Annotated in this window: 21 protein-coding genes; 17 read left to right on the plus strand and 4 right to left on the minus strand. The window is 69.6% G+C overall.

The features are described 5' to 3' along the window. Positions 1-43: 43 nt before the first annotated feature. Both ACIGXW_RS20575 and ACIGXW_RS20580 read left to right on the plus strand, forming a co-directional pair. Positions 44-1,585 (plus strand): CHAD domain-containing protein, encoded by a 1,542-nt coding sequence (locus tag ACIGXW_RS20575; protein WP_399574323.1) that lies wholly within the window; start codon positions 44-46, stop codon positions 1,583-1,585. A gap of 81 nt (positions 1,586-1,666) precedes the next feature. After that, positions 1,667-3,592, plus strand: coding sequence for a TIGR03960 family B12-binding radical SAM protein (locus ACIGXW_RS20580; protein ID WP_399574324.1), 1,926 nt, complete (start codon positions 1,667-1,669; stop codon positions 3,590-3,592). 335 nt (positions 3,593-3,927) lie between these two features. Here the strand turns inward: ACIGXW_RS20580 and ACIGXW_RS20585 are convergent, their stop codons facing one another. Continuing rightward, positions 3,928-4,407 (minus strand): NUDIX domain-containing protein, encoded by a 480-nt coding sequence (locus ACIGXW_RS20585; RefSeq protein WP_399574325.1) that lies wholly within the window; start codon positions 4,405-4,407, stop codon positions 3,928-3,930. Between the two features lie 119 nt (positions 4,408-4,526). Between ACIGXW_RS20585 and ACIGXW_RS20590 the strand changes: the two genes are divergently transcribed. The 5 genes from ACIGXW_RS20590 (at position 4,527) to ACIGXW_RS20610 (ending at position 7,460) form a co-directional block, all read left to right on the plus strand. Next, the gene (locus ACIGXW_RS20590) at positions 4,527-5,738 is read left to right on the plus strand and encodes a helix-turn-helix domain-containing protein (protein ID WP_399574326.1); all 1,212 of its coding nucleotides are present in this window, start codon (positions 4,527-4,529) and stop codon (positions 5,736-5,738) included. 114 nt (positions 5,739-5,852) lie between these two features. After that, positions 5,853-6,287: an ATP-binding protein gene (locus ACIGXW_RS20595; protein WP_399574328.1), complete on the plus strand. Its 435-nt coding sequence runs from the start codon at positions 5,853-5,855 to the stop codon at positions 6,285-6,287. Next, the gene (locus ACIGXW_RS20600; protein WP_399574329.1) at positions 6,287-6,487 is read left to right on the plus strand and encodes a hypothetical protein; all 201 of its coding nucleotides are present in this window, start codon (positions 6,287-6,289) and stop codon (positions 6,485-6,487) included. Before ACIGXW_RS20595 ends, ACIGXW_RS20600 begins: the two co-directional genes overlap by 1 nt. 362 nt (positions 6,488-6,849) lie before the next feature. Beyond that, entirely contained in the window at positions 6,850-7,143 is a 294-nt protein-coding gene (locus ACIGXW_RS20605) for a hypothetical protein (RefSeq protein WP_399574330.1), read from the plus strand. Positions 7,144-7,253: 110 nt separating this feature from the next. Then, a complete protein-coding gene (locus tag ACIGXW_RS20610; RefSeq protein WP_399574331.1) occupies positions 7,254-7,460 on the plus strand; it encodes a hypothetical protein in 207 nt (68 codons plus the stop codon). A gap of 358 nt (positions 7,461-7,818) precedes the next feature. On the opposite strand, the gene ACIGXW_RS20615 is transcribed toward ACIGXW_RS20610, so the two are convergent. Further along, complete coding sequence (locus tag ACIGXW_RS20615) at positions 7,819-8,511, minus strand: fibronectin type III domain-containing protein (RefSeq protein WP_399574332.1); 693 nt, start codon at positions 8,509-8,511, stop codon at positions 7,819-7,821. Positions 8,512-9,607: 1,096 nt separating this feature from the next. Here ACIGXW_RS20615 and ACIGXW_RS20620 point away from each other — a divergent pair. Beyond that, the gene (locus tag ACIGXW_RS20620) at positions 9,608-10,588 is read left to right on the plus strand and encodes a pentapeptide repeat-containing protein (RefSeq protein WP_399574333.1); all 981 of its coding nucleotides are present in this window, start codon (positions 9,608-9,610) and stop codon (positions 10,586-10,588) included. A gap of 31 nt (positions 10,589-10,619) precedes the next feature. On the opposite strand, the gene ACIGXW_RS20625 is transcribed toward ACIGXW_RS20620, so the two are convergent. Next, the gene (locus tag ACIGXW_RS20625; RefSeq protein WP_399574334.1) at positions 10,620-11,387 is read right to left on the minus strand and encodes a GntR family transcriptional regulator; all 768 of its coding nucleotides are present in this window, start codon (positions 11,385-11,387) and stop codon (positions 10,620-10,622) included. Between the two features lie 160 nt (positions 11,388-11,547). Here ACIGXW_RS20625 and ACIGXW_RS20630 point away from each other — a divergent pair, with 160 nt between their 5' ends. From ACIGXW_RS20630 to ACIGXW_RS20645, 4 genes are all read left to right on the plus strand, one after another. Continuing rightward, positions 11,548-11,907 (plus strand): hypothetical protein, encoded by a 360-nt coding sequence (locus ACIGXW_RS20630; RefSeq protein WP_399574336.1) that lies wholly within the window; start codon positions 11,548-11,550, stop codon positions 11,905-11,907. Continuing rightward, complete coding sequence (locus ACIGXW_RS20635) at positions 11,907-13,208, plus strand: FtsK/SpoIIIE domain-containing protein (RefSeq protein WP_399574338.1); 1,302 nt, start codon at positions 11,907-11,909, stop codon at positions 13,206-13,208. Before ACIGXW_RS20630 ends, ACIGXW_RS20635 begins: the two co-directional genes overlap by 1 nt. Further along, complete coding sequence (locus ACIGXW_RS20640; protein ID WP_399574339.1) at positions 13,205-13,414, plus strand: hypothetical protein; 210 nt, start codon at positions 13,205-13,207, stop codon at positions 13,412-13,414. Before ACIGXW_RS20635 ends, ACIGXW_RS20640 begins: the two co-directional genes overlap by 4 nt. Positions 13,415-13,709: 295 nt before the next feature. Beyond that, positions 13,710-15,110: a replication initiator gene (locus tag ACIGXW_RS20645; protein ID WP_399574651.1), complete on the plus strand. Its 1,401-nt coding sequence runs from the start codon at positions 13,710-13,712 to the stop codon at positions 15,108-15,110. A 219-nt stretch (positions 15,111-15,329) separates the two neighbouring features. On the opposite strand, the gene ACIGXW_RS20650 is transcribed toward ACIGXW_RS20645, so the two are convergent. Further along, complete coding sequence (locus tag ACIGXW_RS20650) at positions 15,330-16,946, minus strand: recombinase family protein (protein ID WP_399574340.1); 1,617 nt, start codon at positions 16,944-16,946, stop codon at positions 15,330-15,332. A 244-nt stretch (positions 16,947-17,190) separates the two neighbouring features. Here ACIGXW_RS20650 and ACIGXW_RS20655 point away from each other — a divergent pair, with 244 nt between their 5' ends. From ACIGXW_RS20655 to obgE, 5 genes are all read left to right on the plus strand, one after another. Next, the gene (locus tag ACIGXW_RS20655; RefSeq protein ID WP_071963339.1) at positions 17,191-17,970 is read left to right on the plus strand and encodes a TIGR03936 family radical SAM-associated protein; all 780 of its coding nucleotides are present in this window, start codon (positions 17,191-17,193) and stop codon (positions 17,968-17,970) included. 223 nt (positions 17,971-18,193) lie between these two features. Further along, positions 18,194-22,468: a ribonuclease E/G gene (locus ACIGXW_RS20660; RefSeq protein WP_399574341.1), complete on the plus strand. Its 4,275-nt coding sequence runs from the start codon at positions 18,194-18,196 to the stop codon at positions 22,466-22,468. A gap of 241 nt (positions 22,469-22,709) precedes the next feature. Beyond that, positions 22,710-23,030, plus strand: coding sequence for a 50S ribosomal protein L21 (gene rplU, locus ACIGXW_RS20665; protein WP_071963338.1), 321 nt, complete (start codon positions 22,710-22,712; stop codon positions 23,028-23,030). Positions 23,031-23,044: 14 nt separating this feature from the next. Continuing rightward, positions 23,045-23,299, plus strand: a complete 255-nt coding sequence (gene rpmA / locus ACIGXW_RS20670) for a 50S ribosomal protein L27 (protein ID WP_071963337.1) — start codon at positions 23,045-23,047, stop codon at positions 23,297-23,299. A gap of 127 nt (positions 23,300-23,426) precedes the next feature. Next, the gene (gene obgE, locus ACIGXW_RS20675) at positions 23,427-24,866 is read left to right on the plus strand and encodes a GTPase ObgE (protein WP_071963336.1); all 1,440 of its coding nucleotides are present in this window, start codon (positions 23,427-23,429) and stop codon (positions 24,864-24,866) included. Positions 24,867-24,902 lie beyond the last annotated feature (36 nt).

Raw genomic sequence — 24,902 nt, forward strand, 5'->3', positions numbered from 1 at the left:
GGCGGTCTGCCGCCACGCCCGTTCGAGGACTAGATTCGGCGTCATGGCGGACACCGTGAGAGAGATCGAGCGGAAGTACGAAGCCGGCGACGGTACGGGCCCGGCCCACCTCCCCGACCTGAGCGGGGCCGCACCCGTGGCGGCCGCCCACGACCGGGGGACGGCCGAGCTGGACGCCGTCTACTACGACACCGCCGACCGCCGCCTGGCCGCGGCCGGCATCACCCTGCGCCGCCGCACGGGCGGCACCGACGCCGGCTGGCACCTGAAACTGCCGGTCGCCCCGGGGGTACGGGACGAGATCCGCGCCCCCCTCGCGGCCGCCGTGCCGCGCGCCCTGACCGCACTCGTCCGCTCGCGCACGCGCGACGCCCCGCTCCGGCCGCTGGTGCGGATCGTCTCCCGCCGACAGGTGCACCACCTCCACGACGCCGGCGGCACCCTGCTCGCCGAGGCCGGCACCGACACGGTCACGGCCACCGCCCTCACCGACGGCGGCGCCACCGCCCGGTGGACGGAAGTGGAGATCGAACTCGCCCGGGGCGGCGACGAGGACCTCTTCGACGCCCTCGAACCGCACCTGCGCAAGGCCGGCCTGCGCCCCTCGGACGCGCCCAGCAAGCTGGCCCGGGCCCTGGCCGAGACGGGCATCGCGCCCCTGACCGAACCGCCCGCCACCAGCCTGCCCCCCAAGCCCACCGCCGGCGACCACGTCCTGGCGTACCTGCGCGAACAGGCCGAAGCCGTCCTCACCCTCGACCCCGGCGCCCGCCTCGGCACCGAGGACGCCGTCCACCAGATGCGCGTCGCCACCCGCCGCCTGCGCAGCGCCTTCCGCACCTACGCGGGCGTCCTCGACCGGCGCGTCACCGACCCCCTCGCCGCGGAACTGAAATGGCTCGCCGCCGAACTGGGCATCGACCGCGACCGCGAGGTCGTCACCGAACGGCTGCGCGAACACCTCGACGAACTGCCCCGCACACTCGTCCGCGGACCCGTGCGCGCCCGGCTGCGCATCTGGTCCAGCCGCAACCGCATCGAGTCCCGCAAGCGCCTGACCAGCGTCCTCGACGGCAAGCGCTATCTGGCGCTCCTCGACAGCCTCGACGCCCTCCTCGCCGACCCGCCGCTGCGCACCGCCGCCGCGAAGCCCCCGGCACCCGCGCTGGCCAAGGCCGTGCTGCGCGACTACGCACGCCTGGCCGCCCGCGTCGAGCACGCCCTGGCCACCGCGGCCCCGGGACCCGAGCGCGACACCGCCCTGCACGACGCCCGCAAGGCCGCCAAGCGCACCCGCTACGCGGCGGAGGCCGCGACGGCCGGCCTGGGCAAGCCCGCGAAACGCTTCGCCAAGCAGCTGAAGACCGTCCAGTCCCTGCTGGGCGACCACCAGGACAGCCTCATGGCACGCGGCGCCCTGCGCACGATCGCCGCCCAGGCCGACGGGGCGGGGGAGTCCGCCTTCACGTTCGGGCTGCTCTACGGGCGGGAGGAACAGCGGGCGGAACAGGCCGAGCGGGAGCTGCCGGAGGTGTGGGCGGCGGTGTCCGACAAGCGGTGGCGGGAGGGGCTGGAGGCCCAGTAATTCCGGGCGCCCCTTGTACGGCCGGCGGGCACGTTACCCTTGAGGGTCACCCCTGCCCGCTCATGAGAGACACCACTGCGAATGCCTGTCGAGTCGGTCTTCCCGCACCTCGAAGCTCTCCTCCCGCACGTGCAGAAGCCCATCCAGTACGTCGGCGGAGAGCTGAACTCCACCGTCAAGCCCTGGGAGGAGTGCGACGTCCGCTGGGCGCTCATGTACCCGGACGCCTACGAGGTGGGACTGCCCAACCAGGGCGTCATGATCCTCTACGAGGTCCTCAACGAGCGCGAGGGCGTCCTCGCCGAGCGCACGTACAGCGTGTGGCCGGACCTCGAGGAGCTGATGCGTGAGCACAAGGTGCCGCAGTTCACCGTGGACAGCCACCGGCCCGTCGGCGCGTTCGACGTGTTCGGCCTGAGCTTCTCCACCGAGCTCGGCTACACCAACATGCTCACGGCCCTGGACCTCGCGGGCATCCCGATGGAGTCCAAGGACCGCGGCCTCGACGACCCGATCGTCCTCGCGGGCGGCCACGCGGCGTTCAACCCCGAGCCCATCGCGGACTTCATCGACTGCGCGGTCATCGGCGACGGCGAGCAGGCCGTCCTGGAGATCACCGACATCATCCGGGCCTGGAAGGCCGAGGGCCGCCCCGGCGGCCGCGACGAGCTGCTGCTGCGCCTGGCGAAGACCGGCGGCGTGTACGTCCCGCGCTTCTACGACGTGGAGTACCTGGCCGACGGCCGCATCGCCCGTGTCGTCCCCAACCGCTCCGGCGTGCCGTGGCGGGTGTCCAAGCACACCGTCATGGACCTCGACGAGTGGCCCTACCCCAAGCAGCCGCTGGTGCCGCTCGCGGAGACCGTGCACGAGCGGATGTCGGTGGAGATCTTCCGCGGCTGCACGCGCGGCTGCCGCTTCTGCCAGGCCGGCATGATCACGCGCCCCGTGCGGGAGCGAAGCATCACCGGCATCGGCGAGATGGTGGACAAGGGCCTCAAGGCGACCGGCTTCGAGGAGGTCGGCCTGCTGTCGCTGTCCTCCGCCGACCACACCGAGATCGGTGACATCGCCAAGGGCCTGGCCGACCGCTACGAAGAGGACAAGATCGGCCTCTCCCTGCCGTCGACCCGTGTGGACGCGTTCAACGTCGACCTCGCGAACGAGCTGACCCGCAACGGCCGTCGTTCCGGTCTGACGTTCGCCCCCGAGGGCGGCTCCGAGCGCATGCGCAAGGTCATCAACAAGATGGTCTCCGAAGAGGACCTCATCCGGACCGTCGCCACGGCCTACGGCAACGGCTGGCGCCAGGTGAAGCTCTACTTCATGTGCGGTCTGCCGACCGAGACCGACGAGGACGTGCTGCAGATCGGCGACATGGCGGTCAACGTGATCGCCAAGGGCCGTGAGGTGTCGAAGTCCAACGACATCCGCTGCACGGTCTCCATCGGCGGCTTCGTGCCCAAGCCGCACACCCCCTTCCAGTGGGCGCCGCAGCTCTCCGCCGAGGAGACCGACGCCCGCCTGCAGAAGCTGCGCGACAAGATCCGCGGCGACAAGAAGTACGGCCGCTCCATCGGCTTCCGCTACCACGACGGCAAGCCCGGCATCATCGAGGGCCTGCTCTCGCGCGGCGACCGCCGCGTGGGCTCCGTCATCCGCGCGGTCTACGAGGACGGCGGCCGCTTCGACGGCTGGCGCGAGCACTTCAGCTACGACCGCTGGATGAAGTGCGCCGAGCAGACGCTGCCCGAGCAGGGCGTCGACGTCGCCTGGTACACCACGCGCGAGCGTACGTACGAGGAGGTCCTGCCCTGGGACCACCTGGACTCCGGTCTGGACAAGGACTGGCTCTGGGAGGACTGGCAGGACGCGCTCGACGAGACCGAGGTCGAGGACTGCCGCTGGACGCCGTGCTTCGACTGTGGCGTCTGCCCGCAAATGGACACGGCTATACAAATCGGACCGACGGGCAAGAAGCTGCTGCCGTTGACCGTCAAAAAGTAGGGTCTGACCTGCGGAAAGGGCTTGCCGGTGAGTGATGCTCTGAAGCGGGTGACGGATGTCCTCACGGGGCTCAATGAGGCCGAAAGGGCTCGCATCCTGGCTGAACTGATACCCCGGGCGGAAGTCCGGGGGGCGGCCCCTAAGGCCGGTCGTACTCCACTACCGGGTCAACCGAGCCGTTCCGATATCCGTAGCGAAATCGAGTGGGTGCGACGTAGCCCACTGGCACCGGAAGGCGCCTGTCCATGGCGGGCAGGCGCCTTCCGGGCGAAGGGGGGTGCTTCGCCGTGGCGGCATGGGCTGCTGGCTGTGCGGTGGCCGCGCTGCCAGCTGGTTCATGCCTGGGGCGGCGGCTGCCCGTGCTCTAGGTACTCAGGGTGGGGACCCCCTCGAGCGGCGATCGCCCGCTTGACCCTGCGGGCGAGCCTCGGAATCAGTAGATCTTCGATTGCCTCGGCGGGGTGAAATTCGGCGGCCAGCAGCTCCCCGGCCGCGATCTTGATCGCGTCTATGTCCTCGGGCTGTAGCTCCCCGCCGTCGAAGACGTACAGCACCTTGTCGCCTTCGGTCTCGCTGGGTGCCCAGTCCACGACCAGGAGCGAGCCGATCGCGGGGGAGATGCCCAGCTCCTCCTGGACCTCGCGCTTGCATGCGGACAAGGGCGATTCGCCGATCTCGACGTACCCGCCGGGGATCTCCCACTTGGGTTTGTACGAGGGCTGTACCAGCAGTACGTGCCCTTGATCGTTGAAGAACAGGGCACCGGATGCCATCCGAGGGCGGGCCATGCGCTGCTCGTGCTCGTTCTCGGTCATGGTGCTGAGCCTACGGAGACGATCAACCGTGTCCGCAGTTGACCCGTTGCCTGTCGCGCTGCCGCAGCGCGTGTGACACTCGACCCAACGTAGCCAGGGGAGGGGCAACGATGCGCGGCATGACCAACCACCTCACGTTCGGGCAGCGCCTCAAGTTCTACAGAGATCGGCGAGAGCTGACCCAGCGGGAGCTCGGCGAGCTGGTGGGCAGGTCGGAAGACTGGGTCTACCGCGTGGAATCGGACCGGATCCCGGTGGAACGCATCAAGATGCTGACGGACCTGGCCGATGCATTGCGCATCCACGTCGAAGATCTCCAAGGTTCGCCCGCCTTGCTCGACGACTACGGCGACCACAAGGGCAGTGTGCCGGCAATCCGGGCCGCGCTGATGCAGTCGCGCCGCCTCTCTGGAGATCTGTTCGACCGCCGGGAGGTGCCTCGCCTGGAACGGGTGGAGGTGGAGGTCGACCAAGCCTGGCGCCTCTACCAGGCTTCGCAGTATGCGCGGCTGGGCGAGGTTCTGCCGGGCCTGCTCGCCGATGTACGTCTGGCAGTCCACAGAGGTCCCAGCGAACTCCGGAGGAAGGCGCTGAGGCAGTTCGCCTTGGCCCTCCACGTGGCGGCTGTCTATCTCCGGAAGCTGGGGGAGACCAACCTGGCGTGGACGGCCGTCGACCAAGGTGACGTGGCTGCGAGCGACCTCGGTGACCCAGCAGTGATCCTGGCCCTGCGGCGCGGCGTGGCACACGTCCAGCTCGGCGCCGGCCTGCCACAGGAGGCCGTGAACGTCACTCTCGACGCGGCTCTGGACGTGGCTCCAGGATGGTGGAGGTCATCGTCTACTGCCTTGTCCGTCTACGGCACGCTGTTCCTTAACGGGGCTATGGCGGCCGCCCGCATGGAGGATGCCCAGACAACGGGCGAAATGCTGGGCAAGGCGAAGGAAGCTGCCGATCGCCTCGGTGGCGAAGGCAACGAGATGTGGACCTCGTTCGGCCCGGCGAATGTCCAGATTCATCGCCTGGCGACGGCACTGGAGTTCGAAAATGTGGACGATGCGCTGGGCATAGCCTCACAGGCAAAGGCTGATCGCCTGGCTGTGGGCCTGCCGGTCGAGCGCCAGGCCCGCCTACGTCTGGACATGGCTCGCGCCTTCGGCATGGCGAACCGGACGGACGACGCGGTCGACAGCCTCAAGCGTGCGTTCAGGACAGCACCGGAACAGATGCGGGCGCATGAGCTGGCGCGCGATCTGGCCCGACGCCTCGCCAAGCAAACGCGCCAGGAGGACGTCCACGAGCTCGCGCTCTGCCTCGACGCGATCAAGTAGGCGCCTCCGACCGGAACTTGTGAGGACCCGGAATTTTTTTCCGGGTCCTCCCTGGTTTGCGGCCGTACCTTCACTCACGTCACTTACCCGTGCTCTCGAAGGACGGTCGAGACCGTGAGCGATCTCAGTGCTGCGCTGGCCAGATGTCAGGTCGACGTACGACGTGTGCATCGTTGGATACATGAGCCCCGATCGGTGGCCCTGGCGCGAGCCGAGTTGCGCGACGCCCTGAGCGCCTGGGGGCTGTCCGCCGCCGAAGACGACGCGGTCGTCGTGCTTTCGGAGCTGATGACCAACGCGGTTGTTCACGCCCGCCTCTCGGATGAGCGGTGTATTGAGACCGTCTTCTGTCGCGGGTGGGGCGGTGTCCGTATGGCCGTCGACGACGCAGACGAGAGGGTGCCGCAGCTGCGTGACCAGGACGTGGAGGGTGGCCGTGGACTGGCCATCGTTGCTGAACTCTCGGATCGCTGGGGAGTACACCCCCGCCGGCGCCTCGGGAAGTCCGTATGGGCCATTGTGTCGGCTCCGGGCGGAAGGTACCTGTGATGCGCGTACTGGCGTACATGCTCCGACGCGGCGACGTGGTGGTCGACGGCGGCGAAGAGCGAGAGGTGAAGGCAGTTCGGCAAGCCGGGCGCGACGTCATTGTGGTGTTCAAGACCGGACAGCCCCTGCGCCTGGAAACCGACAGGGACCTTCGGGTTCAGCGGGACTGGCGGACACCCCGGCGGCGCGATCACCGCTGATCTACTGCGTGGCCCACTGTCCGATGGTGGGGTCACGCTCCGACTTCCCCCGACGCGCGCCCACGAGCGGCGCCCGTCCTGCGCCGGAGATGGGCGGCTTGCTCACACCGTCGGGGGACGGCAGCGGCCTGCGACCGCCCGCTGCCCGCGGTCCGGTTTCTCGGCTCCTCCTCACTCTCGCTGAGGAGCCGGACCGCACATTGAACGACAGAACCGGACCACCCCGTTCCTTGGCGGGCTCGGGGGTGGTCCGGCAGGGATCACGGAGACCCCGATGCCGATGGTATCGGGGCCTTCGTCATGTCCTCATGCGATGCGCCCCGCACAAGATCCGTATCCAGCCAAAGATCAAAGGGGTAGCCATGCGCGGGCCGGGCAACGACGAATTCGACGTCAGCGACTCGCAGTTCGACCCGGACGCAGTCCTGTGGGTCCGCGGGGTCGACTACGTGGGCGGCTGGCGTGACGCCCTTGGAGCCGCTGACGAGCTGAGCGCCGCACTGGCTGACGCCGGGGTGCGGACTGAGGGGGCGACCTCGGTAGCGCAGACGGGGCCGGACGGGTCCGGGGTGGTGCGGCTGGTGTGGCCTGCGGAGGTGGTGCGGGCGGTGGCGGCCCTGGTGCGCTACGCCGGTGAGCTGCGCCAGGCCGACTGAGGTGAGAGCTGTACCGGTGGGCGAGAGTACTCATCTACACCAAATTTCCCGGCAGTTGTCAGTGATAGTCGCTAGCCTCGTGCGTCTCTCACGATCAAGGGAGGTGCAAGGTGCAGCGTGACGAGCAACAGGCGCTTGCTGCGGCGATAGGGCTACTGCTGCTGGTGGGTGGCGTACTGGTGGGGGATGCGCTTGTGGGGCCGTGGCCCACTTTTGCAGCGGGAGTGACGTTGGTCCTGACCCACTACCTCGGCCCCAGCGTCGTTCGCGAGATCACCGTGAAGCGCTTCGCCCGGCAGCTTCGCCGCCATCGCTGATGACTCCTAACACCGCCCTGGCACGGCTGGTCGGATGGGGGCGGCATCGGTCAAACCGGGGCGCAGAAAGTCAGCCCCGACGGCGGGGCCCGCCGAACGACCACAGCGTGACTTGCTCAGCTGCCAAGCTCCGGCCCCGGCCACTCTTCCTTGGCTTTTGATCGTCGCGGTCGGCGCCACCCGAGACTGTGCGGCGATGATCCTACCTGCCGGGCCGTAGGAGACAGCGGCGCCGACGTGCGAAGCGACGTAACCTCGCTTGCGCCGAGTGAAGCTGCTCCTCCTTTAAGCCCGGGCGAGCAGACTCGTCAGCCTTGGCACGGGCTGGGAAATAGGCCGTGTCTCGAAAACCGACCTGTCAGGCGCATGCCCTGCGGGCACCGAGAACCACTGCGGCGGCGAGGGAGAAGGTAGGCGACCAGGCTGACGCTCCGAGACTGTTGACCGCCCGGACTTGGAAGCAGTAGTTGACCTGTCGGTCGAGACCGGGCCAGGTGAACTTTGTGCTGTTCTGTGGTGCGAGCATGGTTCGATCAAGAGTGACGTTTCGGACTTCGTAAGCAGTTTCATTGTTGGCGTTGTCATTCCAAGTCAGGAAGACGCTTTTTTGCTTACAGGGCACCCCTAGAACGGCACAGATCAGGCGGGTGGAGGGTGTCGTGACCTTGACGTTCGAAGGGGGCTTCGGCGGTCCGTCGTGAGTGACGGTCCACTTTGCCCGAACGAGATCGGGCGACAGGTATTCGCCATTCACCACCCAGGTTTCCCAATTCCGCGTTTCCCCCAGAGGTATTCGACTATTCAAGTATGACCTTTCACCGTCGAGATCCTTGCTTGTGCAGGAGTCTCCCTCGTACAGTTTCAGGTTTGGCCCTGCGTGAATTACATCAAAGCGATCGAGCTGCACTAGGACGTCCAAGACGCCTCTGACCTCGCCACCTGCGCACTTTGAGATCCTCAAGATCACGGGCTTATCGCCGTGCCTAAGGGTGACTTTTTTCTCGAAGTCGAAAGTCTTCTCGGTGTGGCTAAACTCGTCCGTGTCTCTCACCACCATAGTTCCCTTGAGTACGACAGTGTGCACATCAGCTGCCGAGGCACTCCCTGTCATGCCCACAAACAGAATAGGGGTCAGCAGAGTCGAGGCCGCAAAGACACACTTAAGCTTCATCTTTAACCCCGCAGATCTCGCAACCGCTGTGCGGTAGGCATCGCAGCCAGCGATGGCATTCCATGCAGTTCTGCACCCTCAGAGTCCCACTGCGGCCATTCAGTTGCATCTTGGGAGGGCGATGCGGCCGCAAGCGGGATTCACCCACTGGTGAGGCGAAGAGAGCGCTGGACCGCCGGCCCGCTTCCTGGGGAAGTGATCCCTGTTGGGCCTGTGGTCCTAAGCCATAGAAAGTCAGCCACGACGGCGGAGCGGCCAAACGATCCGGCGCGCGTGTGCTTCCTCAACCACTTCCCGGCCCCAGCCACCCGCCTCGGCTTTTTGATCGTCACGGCCGGCACCACCCGAGACTCCGCGGCGATGGTGCTGTCCACCGGGCCGCAGGTGACCGCGGTGCCGACGCGCGAAGCGAGCCAAGCCGCAACGCATCCGCCACAGACGAGGTGCGGCCGGCGAACGGGCTCACGCCAGGATGGAGCCATCGCGCCGGGAGTGGTGGCGGCCTTCGCGCCTGTATCGGGGCGCCCTGGCCGTGCGGGCGGTGGCGTCCGGCGGGACCGGCCGTCAGGCCGCAGCCCGCCGGGGCGCCCGGGCCGCCCGGCGCGCCGCAGGCGCGCCCTTGAGTAAGTGAAGAAGGTTTGGACCGATCTGTTGGCGGGACCGTCAAGTCCGCAGATGTATGTGGGCGACCGGGGGAGATCCTGCGAGACAGTAGCGGGTGCGCAACCGGGCGCCTTGGTGCGGGCATGTACCAGGCATGAACACTCGGCAGCTGCTTGGTCGAATGTTTGGTCGAATAATCGTCGTATGGGCACGCCGCCGGGAGCTGCGGAATGCCCTGCCCTTGCTTGACCAGCGGCGACTCAGGGCGTGGCGGAAGGCGAGGGCCCGCCGGTGGGTCATGGGGGCGCTTATCGCGGTGGGTGGGTTTGCCCTCCTCGTCGGCTTGCCGTGGCTAGTCTGGCGGGGGCCTTACGTGATCGATGCGAGGTACCTTGACCGCAAAGGACTGGCGGACGGATCAGCTGGCTTGGTCACGGGCCTGCGCACTGCCGCGGTGGCCTGCATCGCGGCTCTCGGCGCCGGTATCGCCCTGCTCTACACTGCCCGCACCTATCGTCTTACCCGACGCGGTCAGATCACCGAACGCTTCACCAAAGCGCTGGAACGGCTCGACTCAGAACAGCAATACGTGCGTATCGGCGGCATCCTCGCCCTGGAACAGATCGTCCAAGACGCGCCCGAGCAAGTTGCCACCGATGCTGCCCGCGTCCTGGGCCACTTCATCCGGGACCGCGTCCCCAAAGCCGTACCCACCCCCTCATCCCCTGCCGTCGGCAACGAACCTCTGCTGCCGGACCCAAGAAGTCTTCCTGAGGAACCGGCGGCTGACGTGCAGGCAGCCCTAACCGCCCTCACCCGCGAGGAATCACGCACCCACGTTGATGACCGGGAAACCCTCGATCTCCACGGACTCCATCTCGCTGGTGCGCAACTCGTTCATGCTGACCTCACTAGGGCCAACCTGGACGGGGCGAAACTCACCAACGCCGACCTGCGCGGGGCGACACTCGCTGACGCCCACCTGCGCGGGGCGACACTCACCAACACCAACCTGTACTTGGCAACACTCACCAACGCCGACTTGGACGCGGCGACTCTCACCAACGCCAACCTGCACAGGGCGACACTCACTGGCGCCAACCTGGCTGGAGCGACTCTCGCCAACGCCAACCTGGACGGAGCGACTCTCTCCCACGCCAACCTGTACGGGGCAACACTCACCAATGCCCACCTGCGCAGGGCGACACTCATTAATGCCTACCTGTACGGGGCAACGCTCACAAACGCTGACCTGTACGGGGCAACGCTCACAAACGCCGACCTGCATGGGGCAACGCTCACAAACGCCGCCCTGCATGGGGCAGATCTATCGGGCGTTCGAGGGCTCGCTTAGCCACTCGCAGAGACGCAAATAGACGGGACCACTACTCTCCCGCCCGAGCGGTAGTACCGGGCGCAGCGGTGATGTGGTAGGTCAGCTGAACGCGGGCGGCGCTGGTGTGGAGTTCTTCGAGGATGAGCGGTCCGGTGGCGGTGCCGCGGGTGATGCGGGTGGTGTGGATGACCGGGGTGGCTTCGGGGATGTCGAGTGTGGTGCGTTCGTCGGGCTTGGGCATGCGGGCGCTGACCGTCTCGGTCCATGTGAGCTCGTGTCCGGCCTTGGTGAGCAGGGCGTAGATCTGCTCCGGTTCGGTGTCGGGGGCGTCGGCGAGTGGGGTTCCCTCAGCCACGCAGAACGGGATGGTCAACCGGTGCATGGCGCGCGTGCTGCTGGCCGGGTCGACGAGTAGCCGGTCTGTGCCGAACACTGCCTCGCCCTCGGCCAGTTCGAGCAGGGGGCCTGTGATGGCGGTGGTGGTTGAGCGGTAGGTGGCGGGTTCTTCGGCCTGCTCCCACCTGTGTCCCAGGGCGTAGGTTCCGGCGTCCTGGTGGATGGTCTGCTCGATGGTGAGGGTGGGCGTGGGGAGGGCGCGGACGTAGCTGCCCTTGCCGTGGATGACCTCGATCAAGCCCTCTGAGCGCAGGGCCGAGATCGCGTTGCGGACGGTCGGGCGGGAGACCTTGTAGCGCTCGATCAGCTGGGACTCCGAGGGGAGTGGGGCGCCCGGGGGGAATTCGCCGGCGGCGATGGCGTTGCGGATCTCGGCTGCGACCTGCTGGTACAGGGCTCCGGGGCGCTGGATCTCTCCCACTGCGGGTCTCCCTTGGTGCGTCGTCGTCCATCCGTCTCACATCACTCGTCAGCATAAGTGCTTGCACCGCCCGGTCAACAGCCTCATAGTGGTCACTCGTCAGCACGAGTGACGTCCGCTAGGTGAGTGGTCGTCGATGGCCCAAGGAGGCCCGGTACCCATGCAGTCCATCCCTGTGGACACAACCCGGCTCGGCGTTCTGCGGTGCGCTGTTGCGCCGGAGCCGAAGCTTGCGAGTTTCGAAACGAAGGAGGTCAAGAAGGACCGGGACGGCAACACGATCTACACCGTCGCGGTCATGGTCCGCCAGGAAGCCCGCCGCGTCTCAGTCATCGAGATCGCCGTCGCCGGCGAACCCGTCGGCGTGCTCGAAGGTGTCGAAGTGAAGGTCACCGGCCTGGAAGCGTTCTCCTGGGCCATGGGTGACCGGCACGGCATCAGCTTCCGCGCCGCCGCCATCACCCCCGTACCCGCGCCTGCTCCGGCATCGGCGTCTTCGGGTAAGGGTGGTGGTGCGTGATGGGGCCGTTCACGCTCGCGGTGCTCATGTTCGGTCTGGCCTGGCTGCTGGTTGCCGGGGCGCGGTTGTGGCAGGTGCGGCCGGTGTGGGTCTGGTACGTCGTCGGCTACCCGCTGACCGCGTTACGGATCGTGCGGACCTGGCGCAAGGTCGCCATCCTCCAGGACCTGGCCGTCGCTCCCCGCCCGACCCGAAGCCTGCTCGGCGACCTCATCGTCCGCGGTGAAGCACTCAAGCCGGTGGCTCCCCGGATCTCGTTCCCCAAAGCCACCCGCACCGGTGTGAGCGTGGTGGTGCGGCTGCATCCGGGCCAGACACCGGCCCCGTTCATCGCCGCGGCCGACGCTCTGGCGCACGCCTGGCGGGTCCACGCCGTACGGGTCACCTCTCCCGAACGCGGCACCGTCCACCTGCTCGCCACCGCCGCCGACCCCTTGCAACAGCCCGGCATCGCCTCCGCGCCAGCGGCTCACCTCTCCGCCCTGGTGGGCATCCTCGAGGCCGGCGCGGCATGGGTGGTCAACTTTCGCCAAGTCCCGCACTGGCTGACCACCGGCGCCACCCAATCCGGGAAATCCAACCTGCTCGCGCGGCTGGTGATCGGGCTGGCGCCGCAGGATGTGGCTCTGGTCGGGATCGACTGCAAGGGCGGCATGGAACTCGGCCTGTTCGAGCACCGACTGTCCGCCCTCACCACCAACCGACGTGAAGCGGTCGCCGTCTTCGGCGCCCTGGTCGACGAACTCTTCGACCGCATGGCCACCTGCCGCGCCGCCCGAGTGCGCTCGATCTGGGAACTCCCCGACAAACAACGCCCGACCCCGATCGTGGTCATCGTCGATGAACTCGCTGAGCTCTACCTCTCCGACGGCACCCGCGAAGGGAAAGCCGAGGCGGAGCGCTGCTCCACTGCGATGCTGCGGATAGGCCAGCTCGGCGCAGCCCTGGGCATTTACCTGTTCGTGGCCGCCCAGCGCATGGGCTCCGACCTCGGCCCCGGCGTCACCGCGTTGCGGGCGCAGCTCTCCGGCCGTATCTGCCACCGGGTCAACGATGCCGGCACCGCTGAGATGACCCTCGGCGACCTGAACAAAGACGCCGTCGTCATCGCCCAGTCCATCACCACCGACGAAAAGGGCGTCGCTGTCTGCGCTGATGCGGACGGCACGTGGAGCCGCGCCCGGTCCCACAAGACCACCACTGAAGAAGCCCGGACCGCCGCCCACAAGCATGCGGAACGCACGCCCTACCTCCGCAACGTCCACCGCGCGCTGCTGGCCGTGGAAGGGGGCGGCTCATGAACCCCGATGGCATCGGCGAGGGGTCTTCCCTCTCGCTCGTGGTGGTCTTCGGGATCATCACCGTTCTCCTGGTCCGGTCTCGGGACGTCAAGAAATGGGAAGCCGCGGTCATCGCCCTCTTCGGCCTCTACCTCGGCCAGACCCCCGTGGTCTTCACCATCCACGGCTTCGTCACCTGGTGCCTCACCGGCTTCAACCACACATAGAGGGAGAACAGCTGATGCCCATGCGTCCCGTGCGCTGCCCCCTCTGCGAAGGCGAACGACGCCGCAAGACCCGCTCCGGGCGTCGCTGGCACCGATGCCGCTGCTGCCGCGGCACCGGCACCATCCGCTAACCCACTCCCACGACCCGTGAAGGAGCGAACGCCATGGACGACACCGGCCCACCAACCCACCACCACTTCGCCGCTCCGGCGGCCCACCCCGGGAGGTCCCCACCATCCCCACCGACACCACCACCTCGGCCGGCAGGCGCGCCGCCCTCGACCTGGCAGCGCGCCTGCGCCGGCTCCCCGAAGTCGACCAGGACGTCATCCGCCTTGCCGCAGACCCCCTCTTCCCCCGCCTGCTCGACCAGATCCGTGCGACCGGCGGCTGCGCCCACCCCATCCACCTCTCCGGCCACACCACCACCCGCGACACCGTGACCGGCGAGATCCTGCGTCATTACGACACCCGCAACGAACCCGGAGAACGCCTCCTAGTCCGCTGTCGCAACCGGCGCGAGAGCGTCTGTCCGCCGTGCTCCCGCCTCCACGCCGGCGATACCTTCCACCTCGTCCGCGCCGGACTGACCGGCGGCAAGACCGTCCCGCCCACGGTCCGCGAGCACCCCCGGCTCTTCGTCACCCTCACCGCGCCCAGCTTCGGCACCGTCCACCGGGCCACCACCGACGGCAAGCGCTGCCACCCCCGCCGCAACACCCCCGACTGCGAACACGGCCACCCCCGAAGCTGCACCCGCCACCACGAACCCACCGACCCCCTCGTCGGCCAACCGCTCTGCCCCGGCTGCTACGACTACACCGGCCACATCCTCTGGCACGCCCACACCGGAGAGCTCTGGTCCCGCTTCGCACGAAACACCCGCCGCCACCTCGCCACAGCGGCAGGCATCACACAGACCCGGTTCGCCCAGCACGCCCGGCTCTCCTTCGCCAAAGTCGCCGAGTACCAGCAACGCGCAGCCATCCACATCCATGCGGTCATCCGCCTCGACGGCCCCACCGGCCCTGGCGACCCTGCCCCGGCCTGGGGCACCACGGAACTCCTCACCAACGCAGTCACGACCGCCGCCCGCCAGACCCTGGCCCACACCCCCCACAGCCCGGCCACCGGCGAACACACCCTGAGCTGGGGCACCCAACTCGACATCCGCCCCTTACGAGCCTCACCGGGCCCCGACGGCCTGGGCGACGACGCCGTAGCCGCCTACATCGCCAAGTACGTCACCAAGGGCACAGGCTCCACCGGCATGGCCTGCGGCACCGACTACCGCATCACCAGCACCGACGACATCGACCACGCCACCGTCACACCCCACGTCCGCACACTCATGCACACCTGCTGGAAGCTCGGCAGCCTTCCCGCCCTCAAGGCCCTCCACCTCCGCGCCTGGACCCACACCCTCGGCTTCCGCGGCCACATCCTCACCAAATCCCGCGCCTACTCCACCACCTACGCGGCGCTCAGTACCGCGCGAGTCCAACGCCAGGGCGGCGCGGTTCGACCCGTGATTGATGCCGACGCGATGACAGAGACCAGCTGGCGCTACTTCGGGTCTGGCCACACCCCTGGTGCGGCCGCCGTAGCTGCCGGAATCGCTCACGACCTGGCCCGAAACCGTGAGCTCGCTCGTGAGGCACTAGTGCCTCGACCGGGGCGAGGTGAGGCGCAGTGAGAGGCCGGTCAACGGATCAAGATTGCGGGGTCAGCGGGGTCACGGGCGTTCCGGTTGCTCGGGACAGGGGAGGACGACGGGCTGATGAACGCAGGCCGAAAGCCACGGTGACCAGCGAAATCGTCATCGTGGACAGGGACGGCAACCAGGAGCCGTACGCCCCCGGCAAGCTATGAGTACAGGCCCCCGCCATGCGGCAGGGGCCTGTTCGTCGGTGATCTAGAACTTCTCGCCGAAGTCGTCTTCCTTCACTATCAGGCGCTCCCGGACGTCCTTCGGGATGAGGAGGCGCAGACGAATCTGTGGGGCCCGAACCTTCGGGACCTTCGTCCGGTAGACCTCGCACTTGACGCCCACACGGACCAGGTCGGCGGCCATGGCCTCCATGCCCCCTTCTTCCCAGTGCTGCCGGAACGTCTTGCCGTTGTGCACGTTTACCCACCGGTCCTGGGTGGTCTCCGGGTCGACGGCCTCTAGATCGGCAATCAGCTTGTCCAGCGTCTCCTGGGCCTGTTCCTGCGTGAACCGCGTCTTCGAGTAGCGGCCCCCGGGCTCCAGCTCCTTCATGTAGTAGGCGATGGAGTCCCGGAGGCGCTTCACCTCCTTGCGCGCCTCCGCGCCGTTCGCGTACTCCCGGACCTGCACTGGCCAGTCCCCAAGGATGGTCAAGACGTCCTGCACAAGTTGGCCGTAGATCTCGTCGGGGTTCGGAGCCCCGTGGCCCCCGCCCTTGCAGCCTTGGCACCGCATGTAGCGGTATGTCGCGTTCTCCGTCCTGTTCACCTGCACGGTCATGTGGGTACCGCAGGGCGGGCAGATCAGGACCCCGAGGAACTTCGTGGGCCTGTCCGTCCGCCGTGGGGGCTGGTTCTTGCCGGACCGGTCCAGGGCGGCCTGCAGCTCGTAGAACTCCTCCTCGGTGAAGACCCCCTCCGCAACCCTGATGGGCTTGCCGTCCTTGCCCAGCACGAGCCGTGCCCTGCGGGCCCTGTCCGGGTCCACCTCGACCCGGTAGCCCATCAGGGCCGGGTTCCGCAGTCGGCTCAACAGTGTGGACGCGGTGAGTCCGGGCCCGCAGAGGCCAGACCGTACGAGCACCCTGACCATGCGCCGGGCGGACGCCGGTTTTGGCCTTCTTGCTGCTCTTCGGCACCAGTGGAGGACCCGGTGCGCTGTCCCCTCTATGCGGAGAATGACTTTTCCGTGCTCGTCCACGTCGGTCACGTAGCCGTAGGCCGGCTTGCCGACCAGCCACTCGCTCTGTGTCTTCGCGTAGTCCCAGAGGCTCGCGACACGGGTGGAAGTGTTGGCGGCCTCGATCTCCGCGATGCCACCGATGATGGTGACCAGGATCTTCCCGGCCGTGGTGGTCAAGTCGATGCTGTCGTTCTTGGAGATCAGGTTCTTGCCGTACTTCAGGCACCAGTCGATCATGATGGACAGGTCCGAGAGGCGGCGTACGAAACGGTCGAGCTTCCAGAAGAGCAGCGCGTCGAACTCGGGCGCCCGGTTGTTGAGCCAGTCGCCGAGCTGCTTCCGCTTCCATGGCGGCACCTTGGTCGCGCTGACGTTCAGGTCGCTGGCCACCCCCACGACCCTGTGCCCCAGGTCTCTTGCCAGGATCCGGAGATCAAGCTCCTGCCGGACGGGGGAGGTCGTGTCATCGGTCCAGACCGACAGGCGGATGGACAGGAGTGCCCGGGGAGCGTCCTCCGGTAATAAGGCTTCGGCCGCTTTCAGATCTTCGAGGACCGCCAGATCCGCGGCTGTCCACTCGGCCTCGACGTCGTAGGACCTCTGCTTCGCTGCTGACTTCGTGCGTGAGCGCTTTGCCATGGGGGCGAATTTATAGGCGTGCGTCTGTCTGTCCGCAGATGGACACCAGCATCCAGATCGGCCCGACGGGCAAAAAGCTGCTGCCGCTGTCCGTCATCAAGTAGTACGAGAGTTCGAGCGAGGGCCCTGCCGGATCGGCAGGGCCCTCGTTGCACGTACTCTAGGTAGCAGAATGACCGCACTCACGAGGGACTGAACGACACTGGGCAAGCGACAGCCCGAAGGCCCGCCGCCCGCACCCGCGGTGCAGCGCATTCGTCTGCGCTACACCAAGCGCGGCCGCCTCCGGTTCACCAGCCACCGCGATTTCCAGCGCGCCTTCGAGCGGGCGCTGCGCCGCGCCGAGGTGCCCATGGCCTACTCGGCGGGCTTCACCCCGCACCCCAAGGTGTCGTACGCCAATGCCGCACCCACCGGCACGGGCAGCGAGGCCGAGTACCTGGAGATCCAGCTCGCCGAGCGGCGCGACCCCGCGGTCCTGCGGGCGCTGCTCGACGAGTCGCTGCCGGACGGGCTCGACATCACCGACGCGGTGGAGGCGCACACCTCCTCCTTCGCCGACCGGCTGCAGGCGTCCGTATGGGAGCTGCGGCTGGAGGGCGTCGACCCCGCGGACGCCGAGAAGGCCGTCGCGGCCTTCCTGGCGGCGGAGACGGTCGAGGTCCAGCGCCGGACCAAGAACGGCATGCGGACCTTCGACGCACGCGAGGCGGTACGCCGACTCGAGGCGCTGGAAGCCCCGGCCGATAGGCCCGGCGACGGTGCCTGTGCGATACTGCGGCTGGTTGTTCGGCACTTGACACCTGCCGTGCGACCCGACGACGTCCTGTCCGGTCTCCGCGCTACGGCCGACCTGGCGCCGCCGGTCCCCGCTGCGGTGACCAGGCTGGCGCAGGGGCTGCTCGATGAGGAGTCCGGCACGGTGACCGATCCGCTCGCGCCCGACCGCGACGCCGCCCCGGCCGCTCCATCCACGGCCGCCGGGCCGAGTGCCGCGCAGCAGGTGCCGGAAGGTTCCGCGTAAGGACGGCCGTCGAAGCGCCGCCGGTCCACCAGGGAGCCACCCGGTGCGGCAGGCGCACTGACCAGGAGACTTTCGCCGGTGCCGATGAGCTTCGGAGCCGGCGAGCGAGACGACAGCTCCCGTGCGGCGACCGCGCCCCGGACGGCGGTACCGCGCTCATTACGCGGACCGGCGGGTCGGACCACGACGCGGCGCCCGGGAGCGTGACGGGAGAACCGCCCGCATGCTCGAATCCACTGAGCCCACCGAGGCCGGGGCCGCGCAGAACGCGCCCGGCAACAACACCACAGACGCTTCCCCCAGCGACACGCTGCCCCCGCGGCGTCGTCGCCGGGCGGCGTCCCGCCCGGCCGGTCCGCCCGCCGGGGAGGCGGCCGTGACGGCCGCCGCCGAGCCGGCCGCGGAGGCCGCCGAGACTCCGGCCGCGCCGGAGACCCCGGCCCGCCCGCGCCGCCGTGCCACCCGCAAGACCACCGCCGCCGCACCCCAGACCGCCGACGCTGCGGCCGAGCCCGCCGCCCAGGCGGAGGAGGCCGAGGCGGAGAAGCCCGCCCGCACCCGTCGCCGCGCCACGCGCAAGGTGGCCGCGCCGGCCGCCGAGGCTGTCGTCGAGGCGCCCGAGGCCGCTGCGGAGGAGGCTCCCGAGGCTGCCGCCGCCGCTCCGGCGCGTACGCGTCGTCGTGCCACCCGTAAGGCGACCGCTCCGGCGGGTGCGCCGCAGGTGGAGGCCGAGGAGGCCGCCGAGGTCGTCGCCGAGGTGGAGGCCGAGCCGGTCGCCGAGGAGGCGCCCGCCGCTCCTGCCCGTCCGCGTCGCCGTGCCACGCGCCGTGCGTCGGCCCCGGCCGGTGCGCCGCAGGGCGCCGCCGAGGTCGTGGAGACCCCGGTCGTCGAGGCCCCCGAGGCCGTCGCCGAGGCGCCTGCCGAGGAGCCCGCCGCCCCCGCTCGTCCGCGTCGTCGTGCCACGCGTCGTGCGTCGGCTCCGGCCGGTTCGCCGCAGGGCGCCACCGAGGCTGCCGAGGTCGTCGAGACCCCGGCTGCCGAGGCCGCCGCGGAGGAGGCCCCCGAGGCTCCTGCCGCCGCTCCGGCGCGTACGCGTCGTCGTGCCACCCGTAAGGCGACCGCTCCGGCGGGTGCGCCGCAGGTGGAGGCCGAGGAGGCCGCCGAGGTCGTCGCCGAGGTGGAGGCCGAGCCGGTCGCCGAGGAGGCGCCCGCCGCTCCTGCCCGTCCGCGTCGCCGTGCCACGCGCCGTGCGTCGGCCCCGGCCGGTGCGCCGCAGGTGAGCGAGCCCGTCGAGGCCACCGAGGTGGCCGAGGAGGCCCTCGAGGCCCCCCAGGCCATCACCCTGGAGCCCGCCGTCGCGGCCGAGCCCGTCGCCGAGGAGGCCGCCGCCCCCGCTCGTACGCGTCGTCGTGCGACCCGTCGTGCGTCGGCTCCGGCCGGTTCGCCGCAGGGCGCCACCGAGGCCGCCGAGGTCGTCGAGGCCCCCGCCGCCGAGCCCGCCGAGCCCGCGCGGGCCCGTCGTACGCGCCGCCGTGCCGCCGAGCCCGTCGCCGAAGCCGTGGAGCAGGCCGCCGAGCCCGCCGCCGAGGCGCCGGCCGAGGGCACCCGTGGCCGTCGTCGCGCCGTGCGCGCCGGGACCGCCGCTGCCGCCGAGGCCGAGCAGGCGCCCGCCGAGGGCGGCCGTACGCGCCGCCGGGCCGTGCGCCCGCCGACCGCCGTGTTCCAGGCGCCGGTGTTCACCGAGCCGATGTTCCAGACGCCGGAGACCGCTGCCGCCGCCGCTGCGGCCGCCGCCGAGGCGCCGGAGGAGGAGCAGCCCGCCGCCGAGGCCGCGCAGCCCGCCGCCGGTGGCCGTCGCCGTCGTCGCCGCCGGGGCGAGCCCGCCGAGGCCGAGGTCGTCGTCGAGCCCACCGTCGTGACGGCGGAGCCCGAGGCCGAGGAGGAGGAGCCGGAGACCGCCGAGGAGGCGGAAGCCGCCGCCGAGGACGAGGAGCAGGGCGAGCGTCCCTCGCGCCGTCGTCGTCGTGGTGGCCGCCGTCGTCGCCGGGGCGAGGCCGCCGAGGCCGAGGCCGGCGAGGAGGAGCCGCAGGCCGAAGAGGCCGAGGCCGCCGCCGAGGAAGAGGCCGAGGAGGACGAGGAGGCCGCCTTCGCGTCCGCCGGGAGCCGCCGTCGTCGCCGTCGCCGTCGTCGCAGCGGCGAGACGCTGGAGACCGAGCCGGGCGCGGACGAGCCGGAGCGTACGGTCGTCAAGGTCCGCGAGCCGCGTGAGCGCGCCGCGCGCACCGAGGGCGGCACGGGCTTCGACGAGGTCCAGTCCATCAAGGGCTCGACCCGCATGGAGGCGAAGAAGCAGCGCCGCCGCGAGGGCCGCGAGCAGGGCCGCCGCCGCGTGCCGATCATCACGGAGGCCGAGTTCCTGGCCCGCCGTGAGGCCGTCGAGCGGGTCATGGTCGTGCGCCAGAACGGCGACCGCACCCAGATCGGCGTGCTGGAGGACAACGTCCTCGTCGAGCACTTCGTCAACAAGGAGCAGGCCACCAGCTACGTCGGCAACGTCTACCTGGGCAAGGTCCAGAACGTCCTGCCGTCCATGGAGGCCGCGTTCGTCGACATCGGCAAGGGCCGCAACGCCGTGCTGTACGCCGGCGAGGTCAACTTCGAGGCGCTCGGCATGGGCAACGGCCCGCGCCGCATCGAGACCGCGCTGAAGTCCGGCCAGTCCGTGCTCGTCCAGGTCACCAAGGACCCGATCGGTCACAAGGGCGCCCGCCTGACCAGCCAGGTCTCCCTGCCCGGCCGCTACCTGGTCTACGTGCCCGAGGGCTCGATGACCGGCATCAGCCGCAAGCTGCCCGACACCGAGCGCGCGCGCCTGAAGCAGATCCTCAAGAAGATCGTCCCCGAGGACGCCGGTGTGATCGTGCGCACCGCGGCCGAGGGCGCGAGCGAGGACGAGCTGCGCCGTGACGTGGAGCGCCTGCAAGCGCAGTGGGAAGAGATCCAGAAGAAGTCGAAGCAGATCTCGACGAGCTCGCCGAGCCTGCTGTACGGCGAGCCGGACATGACCGTCCGCGTCGTGCGCGACATCTTCAACGAGGACTTCTCCAAGGTCATCGTCAGCGGTGACGGCGCCTGGGAGACCATCCACGGCTACGTCTCGCACGTCGCCCCCGACCTGGCCGACCGGCTGCAGAAGTGGACGTCGGACGTCGACGTCTTCGCCACGTACCGGATCGACGAGCAGCTGATGAAGGCGCTGGACCGCAAGGTCTGGCTGCCCAGCGGCGGTTCGCTCGTCATCGACCGGACCGAGGCGATGGTCGTGGTCGACGTCAACACCGGCAAGTTCACCGGTCAGGGCGGCAACCTCGAGGAGACGGTCACCAGGAACAACCTGGAGGCGGCCGAGGAGATCGTGCGCCAGCTGCGGCTGCGCGACCTCGGCGGCATCATCGTGATCGACTTCATCGACATGGTGCTGGAGTCCAACCGGGACCTGGTGCTGCGGCGCCTGCTGGAGTGCCTGGGCCGGGACCGTACGAAGCACCAGGTCGCCGAGGTGACCTCGCTGGGTCTGGTCCAGATGACCCGCAAGCGGGTCGGCCAGGGCCTGCTGGAGTCCTTCTCCGAGTCCTGCGTCCACTGCAACGGCCGCGGCGTCATCGTCCACATGGACCAGCCGACGACCGTCGGTGGCGGCGGCGGTGGCGGCAAGCGCGGCAAGAAGAAGGGCAAGGCGGCCGTCGAGGCCCCCGAGCCGGCCGTCGAGCCCGCCGCCCTGGCCCCCGAGGCCGCCGCGGAGGAGCCCGAGCTGGAGCCCGTCGCGGTGACCGAGGCCGAGCTGCAGCCGGCGGTCGAGTCCGAGGACGAGTGGTACGGCAGCGCCGCCGAGGCCGAGGCCGCGGCGTCCCGTCGCGGTGGCCGCACGCGCCGCCGGGCGACCCGCAAGGCGTCCGCCCCGGCGGGTGCCCCCAAGGCCGCGCAGCCGGAGCCGGAGATCGTCGTGGAGCAGGCCGAGCCTGCCGCGCCGGCCGAGGTCGTCGCCGAGCCGGTGGCCGAGCCGGTCGTCGAGGAGGCCGCGCCGGTCGCCGAGCCCGAGGCCGCCCCGGCGGCTCCGGCACGGCCGCGGCGCCGGGTGACGCGCAGGGCGTCCGCCCCGGCGGGTTCGCCCGCCACGGCCGAGGACACGGCCGTGGTCGTCGTCACCGCGCCCGCCGCCCCGGCGGAGCCGGAGCCGGCGCCCGTGGAGGAGCCGCTGGTCGTGGCCGAGGCCGACGTCGAGGTGATGGCCGAGGAGGCCCCCGCCAAGAAGACGGCCCGCAAGACGGCGGCCAAGAAGGCCCCGGCGAAGAAGGCCACCACGGCGAAGAAGGCGGCGGCGAAGAAGACCACCACCGCCAAGAAGGCGACGGCCAAGAAGGCGGCCACCAAGACCGCCAAGAAGGCCCCCGCCAAGAAGACGGCGAAGAAGGCCGCCGAGTCCTCCGCGGAGGCCTGACGGTCCTCACCCGCCGGGCGGGCCGGATTCTCCGGCCCGCCCGGCGGGGCCCGGTTTGACCCCCTGGTCAAGGCCCCGTAACCTTGACCGTCGGCGTCTGTTTGACGCCACACCACTGAGCACATCCCTCCCGGCCGTCGAGGCGGGGAGAGGCCGCTCGTCCTCCTGGACTGTCATGGGCCCCGGCCCGTGCGAGCGGCTGGCATCAGAGGTCCCGTTTACTAGCGAGAGTGAGATCCGCGTGTACGCAGTCGTGCGTAGCGGTGGTCGCCAGCACAAGGTTGTTGTGGGCGACATCGTCGAGGTTGACAAGATTTCCGACGGCAAGGTGGGCGACGCGGTCGAGCTCTCCACGCTGCTCGTGGTCGACGGCGAGTCCGTCACCAGCGACCCGTGGGTCCTGGCGGGCATCAAGGTCCAGGCCGAGATCGTGGACCACCACAAGGGTGCCAAGATCGACATCCTGAAGTACAAGAACAAGACCGGTTACCGCAAGCGCATTGGTCACCGCCAGCAGTACACCGCGCTGAAGATCACCGGCATCCCCACGGCTGCGAAGTAAGGGACTGAGAACACATGGCACACAAGAAGGGCGCATCGTCCACCCGGAACGGTCGCGATTCCAATGCCCAGCGGCTCGGCGTGAAGCGCTTCGGCGGTCAGGTCGTCAACGCTGGTGAGATCCTGGTCCGCCAGCGTGGCACCCACTTCCACCCGGGCGCCGGTGTCGGTCGCGGTGGCGACGACACCCTGTTCGCGCTGCAGGCCGGTGCGGTGCAGTTCGGCACCCACCGTGGCCGCAAGGTCGTCAACATCGTTCCGGCCGTCTGATCCAACGGGATCCTGACGCCGTAGAGCGATAAGCGAGGGCGGACCTCCCTTCCCTGCGGGGAAGCGGGTCCGCCCTTGCTGCGTTACAACAGAGACATCCCCTGCACGTATCTGGAGGCACACCGCTATGACCACCTTCGTGGACCGCGTCGAGCTGCATGTCGCCGCGGGTAACGGAGGCCACGGCTGCGCCTCCGTCCACCGTGAGAAGTTCAAGCCGCTGGGCGGCCCCGACGGCGGCAACGGCGGCCGTGGCGGTGACGTGACCCTGGTCGTCGACCAGTCCGTCACGACGCTCCTGGACTACCACCACAGCCCGCACCGCAAGGCCACCAACGGCAAGCCGGGCGAGGGCGGCAACCGCTCCGGCAAGGACGGTACGGACCTGGTCCTGCCGGTCCCGGACGGCACGGTCGTCCTCGACAAGCGCGGCAACGTCCTCGCCGACCTCGTCGGCGAGGGCACCACGTACGTGGCCGCCGAGGGCGGCCGCGGCGGCCTGGGCAACGCGGCGCTGGCCTCGGCCCGCCGCAAGGCCCCCGGCTTCGCGCTGCTGGGCGTCCCGGGCCAGGAGCAGGACATCGTCCTGGAGCTCAAGACCGTCGCCGACGTGGCGCTGGTCGGCTACCCGAGCGCGGGCAAGTCCTCGCTGATCTCGGTGCTCTCGGCCGCCAAGCCGAAGATCGCGGACTACCCCTTCACCACGCTCGTCCCGAACCTGGGCGTCGTCACGGCCGGTGCGACCGTCTACACCATCGCCGACGTCCCCGGTCTGATCCCCGGCGCCAGCCAGGGCAAGGGCCTGGGCCTGGAGTTCCTGCGCCACGTCGAGCGCTGCTCGGTGCTGGTGCACGTCCTGGACACCGCCACCCTGGAGTCCGAGCGCGACCCGCTGACCGACCTCGACGTCATCGAGGCCGAGCTGGCGGAGTACGGCGGCCTGGAGAACCGGCCGCGCATCGTCGTCCTCAACAAGGTCGACATCCCCGACGGCCAGGACCTCGCCGACATCATCCGCCCCGAGCTGGCGGCCCGCGGCTACCAGATCTTCGAGGTCTCGGCCGTCTCCCGGCACGGTCTGAAGGAGCTGTCCTTCGCCCTGGCCGGCATCGTCGCCGAGGCGCGCGCCGCCAAGCCGAAGGAGGAGGCGACCCGCATCGTCATCCGCCCGAAGGCCGTCGACGACGCGGGCTTCACCGTCACCCTGGAGGAGGACGGCATCTACCGGGTGCGCGGCGAGAAGCCGGAGCGCTGGGTGCGCCAGACCGACTTCAACAACGACGAGGCCGTCGGCTACCTGGCCGACCGCCTCAACCGCCTCGGTGTCGAGGACGCGTTGATGAAGGCCGGTGCCCGCGGGGGCGACGGCGTCGCCATCGGCTCCGAGGACGACGCGGTCGTCTTCGACTGGGAGCCGTCGATGGCCGCCGGTGCGGAGATGCTGGGCCGCCGTGGTGAGGACCACCGCTTCGAGGCCCCGCGTCCGGCGGCGCAGCGCCGCCGTGACCGTGACGCCGCGCGCGACGAGGCGGACCAGGAGTACGAGGGCTTCAACCCGTTCTCGTAATCCCTGACGGGCCGAACGCAAACGCCGGACGGGCTG

It is taken from the genome of Streptomyces sp. NPDC053079 (assembly GCF_044546695.1).
In the GTDB taxonomy this organism is placed as follows: Bacteria; Actinomycetota; Actinomycetes; order Streptomycetales; family Streptomycetaceae; genus Streptomyces.

Bases quoted from the DNA above. Each gene is read 5' to 3' on its own strand.
- ACIGXW_RS20575 (WP_399574323.1), top strand. From the start codon at position 44: ATGGCGGACACCGTGAGAGAGATCGAGCGGAAGTACGAAGCCGGCGAC.
- ACIGXW_RS20580 (WP_399574324.1), top strand. From the start codon at position 1,667: ATGCCTGTCGAGTCGGTCTTCCCGCACCTCGAAGCTCTCCTCCCGCAC.
- ACIGXW_RS20585 (WP_399574325.1), bottom strand. From the start codon at position 4,407: ATGACCGAGAACGAGCACGAGCAGCGCATGGCCCGCCCTCGGATGGCA.
- ACIGXW_RS20590 (WP_399574326.1), top strand. From the start codon at position 4,527: ATGACCAACCACCTCACGTTCGGGCAGCGCCTCAAGTTCTACAGAGAT.
- ACIGXW_RS20600 (WP_399574329.1), top strand. From the start codon at position 6,287: ATGCGCGTACTGGCGTACATGCTCCGACGCGGCGACGTGGTGGTCGAC.
- ACIGXW_RS20605 (WP_399574330.1), top strand. From the start codon at position 6,850: ATGCGCGGGCCGGGCAACGACGAATTCGACGTCAGCGACTCGCAGTTC.
- ACIGXW_RS20630 (WP_399574336.1), top strand. From the start codon at position 11,548: ATGCAGTCCATCCCTGTGGACACAACCCGGCTCGGCGTTCTGCGGTGC.
- ACIGXW_RS20635 (WP_399574338.1), top strand. From the start codon at position 11,907: ATGGGGCCGTTCACGCTCGCGGTGCTCATGTTCGGTCTGGCCTGGCTG.
- ACIGXW_RS20640 (WP_399574339.1), top strand. From the start codon at position 13,205: ATGAACCCCGATGGCATCGGCGAGGGGTCTTCCCTCTCGCTCGTGGTG.
- ACIGXW_RS20650 (WP_399574340.1), bottom strand. From the start codon at position 16,946: ATGGCAAAGCGCTCACGCACGAAGTCAGCAGCGAAGCAGAGGTCCTAC.
- ACIGXW_RS20660 (WP_399574341.1), top strand. From the start codon at position 18,194: ATGCTCGAATCCACTGAGCCCACCGAGGCCGGGGCCGCGCAGAACGCG.
- rpmA (WP_071963337.1), top strand. From the start codon at position 23,045: ATGGCACACAAGAAGGGCGCATCGTCCACCCGGAACGGTCGCGATTCC.
- obgE (WP_071963336.1), top strand. From the start codon at position 23,427: ATGACCACCTTCGTGGACCGCGTCGAGCTGCATGTCGCCGCGGGTAAC.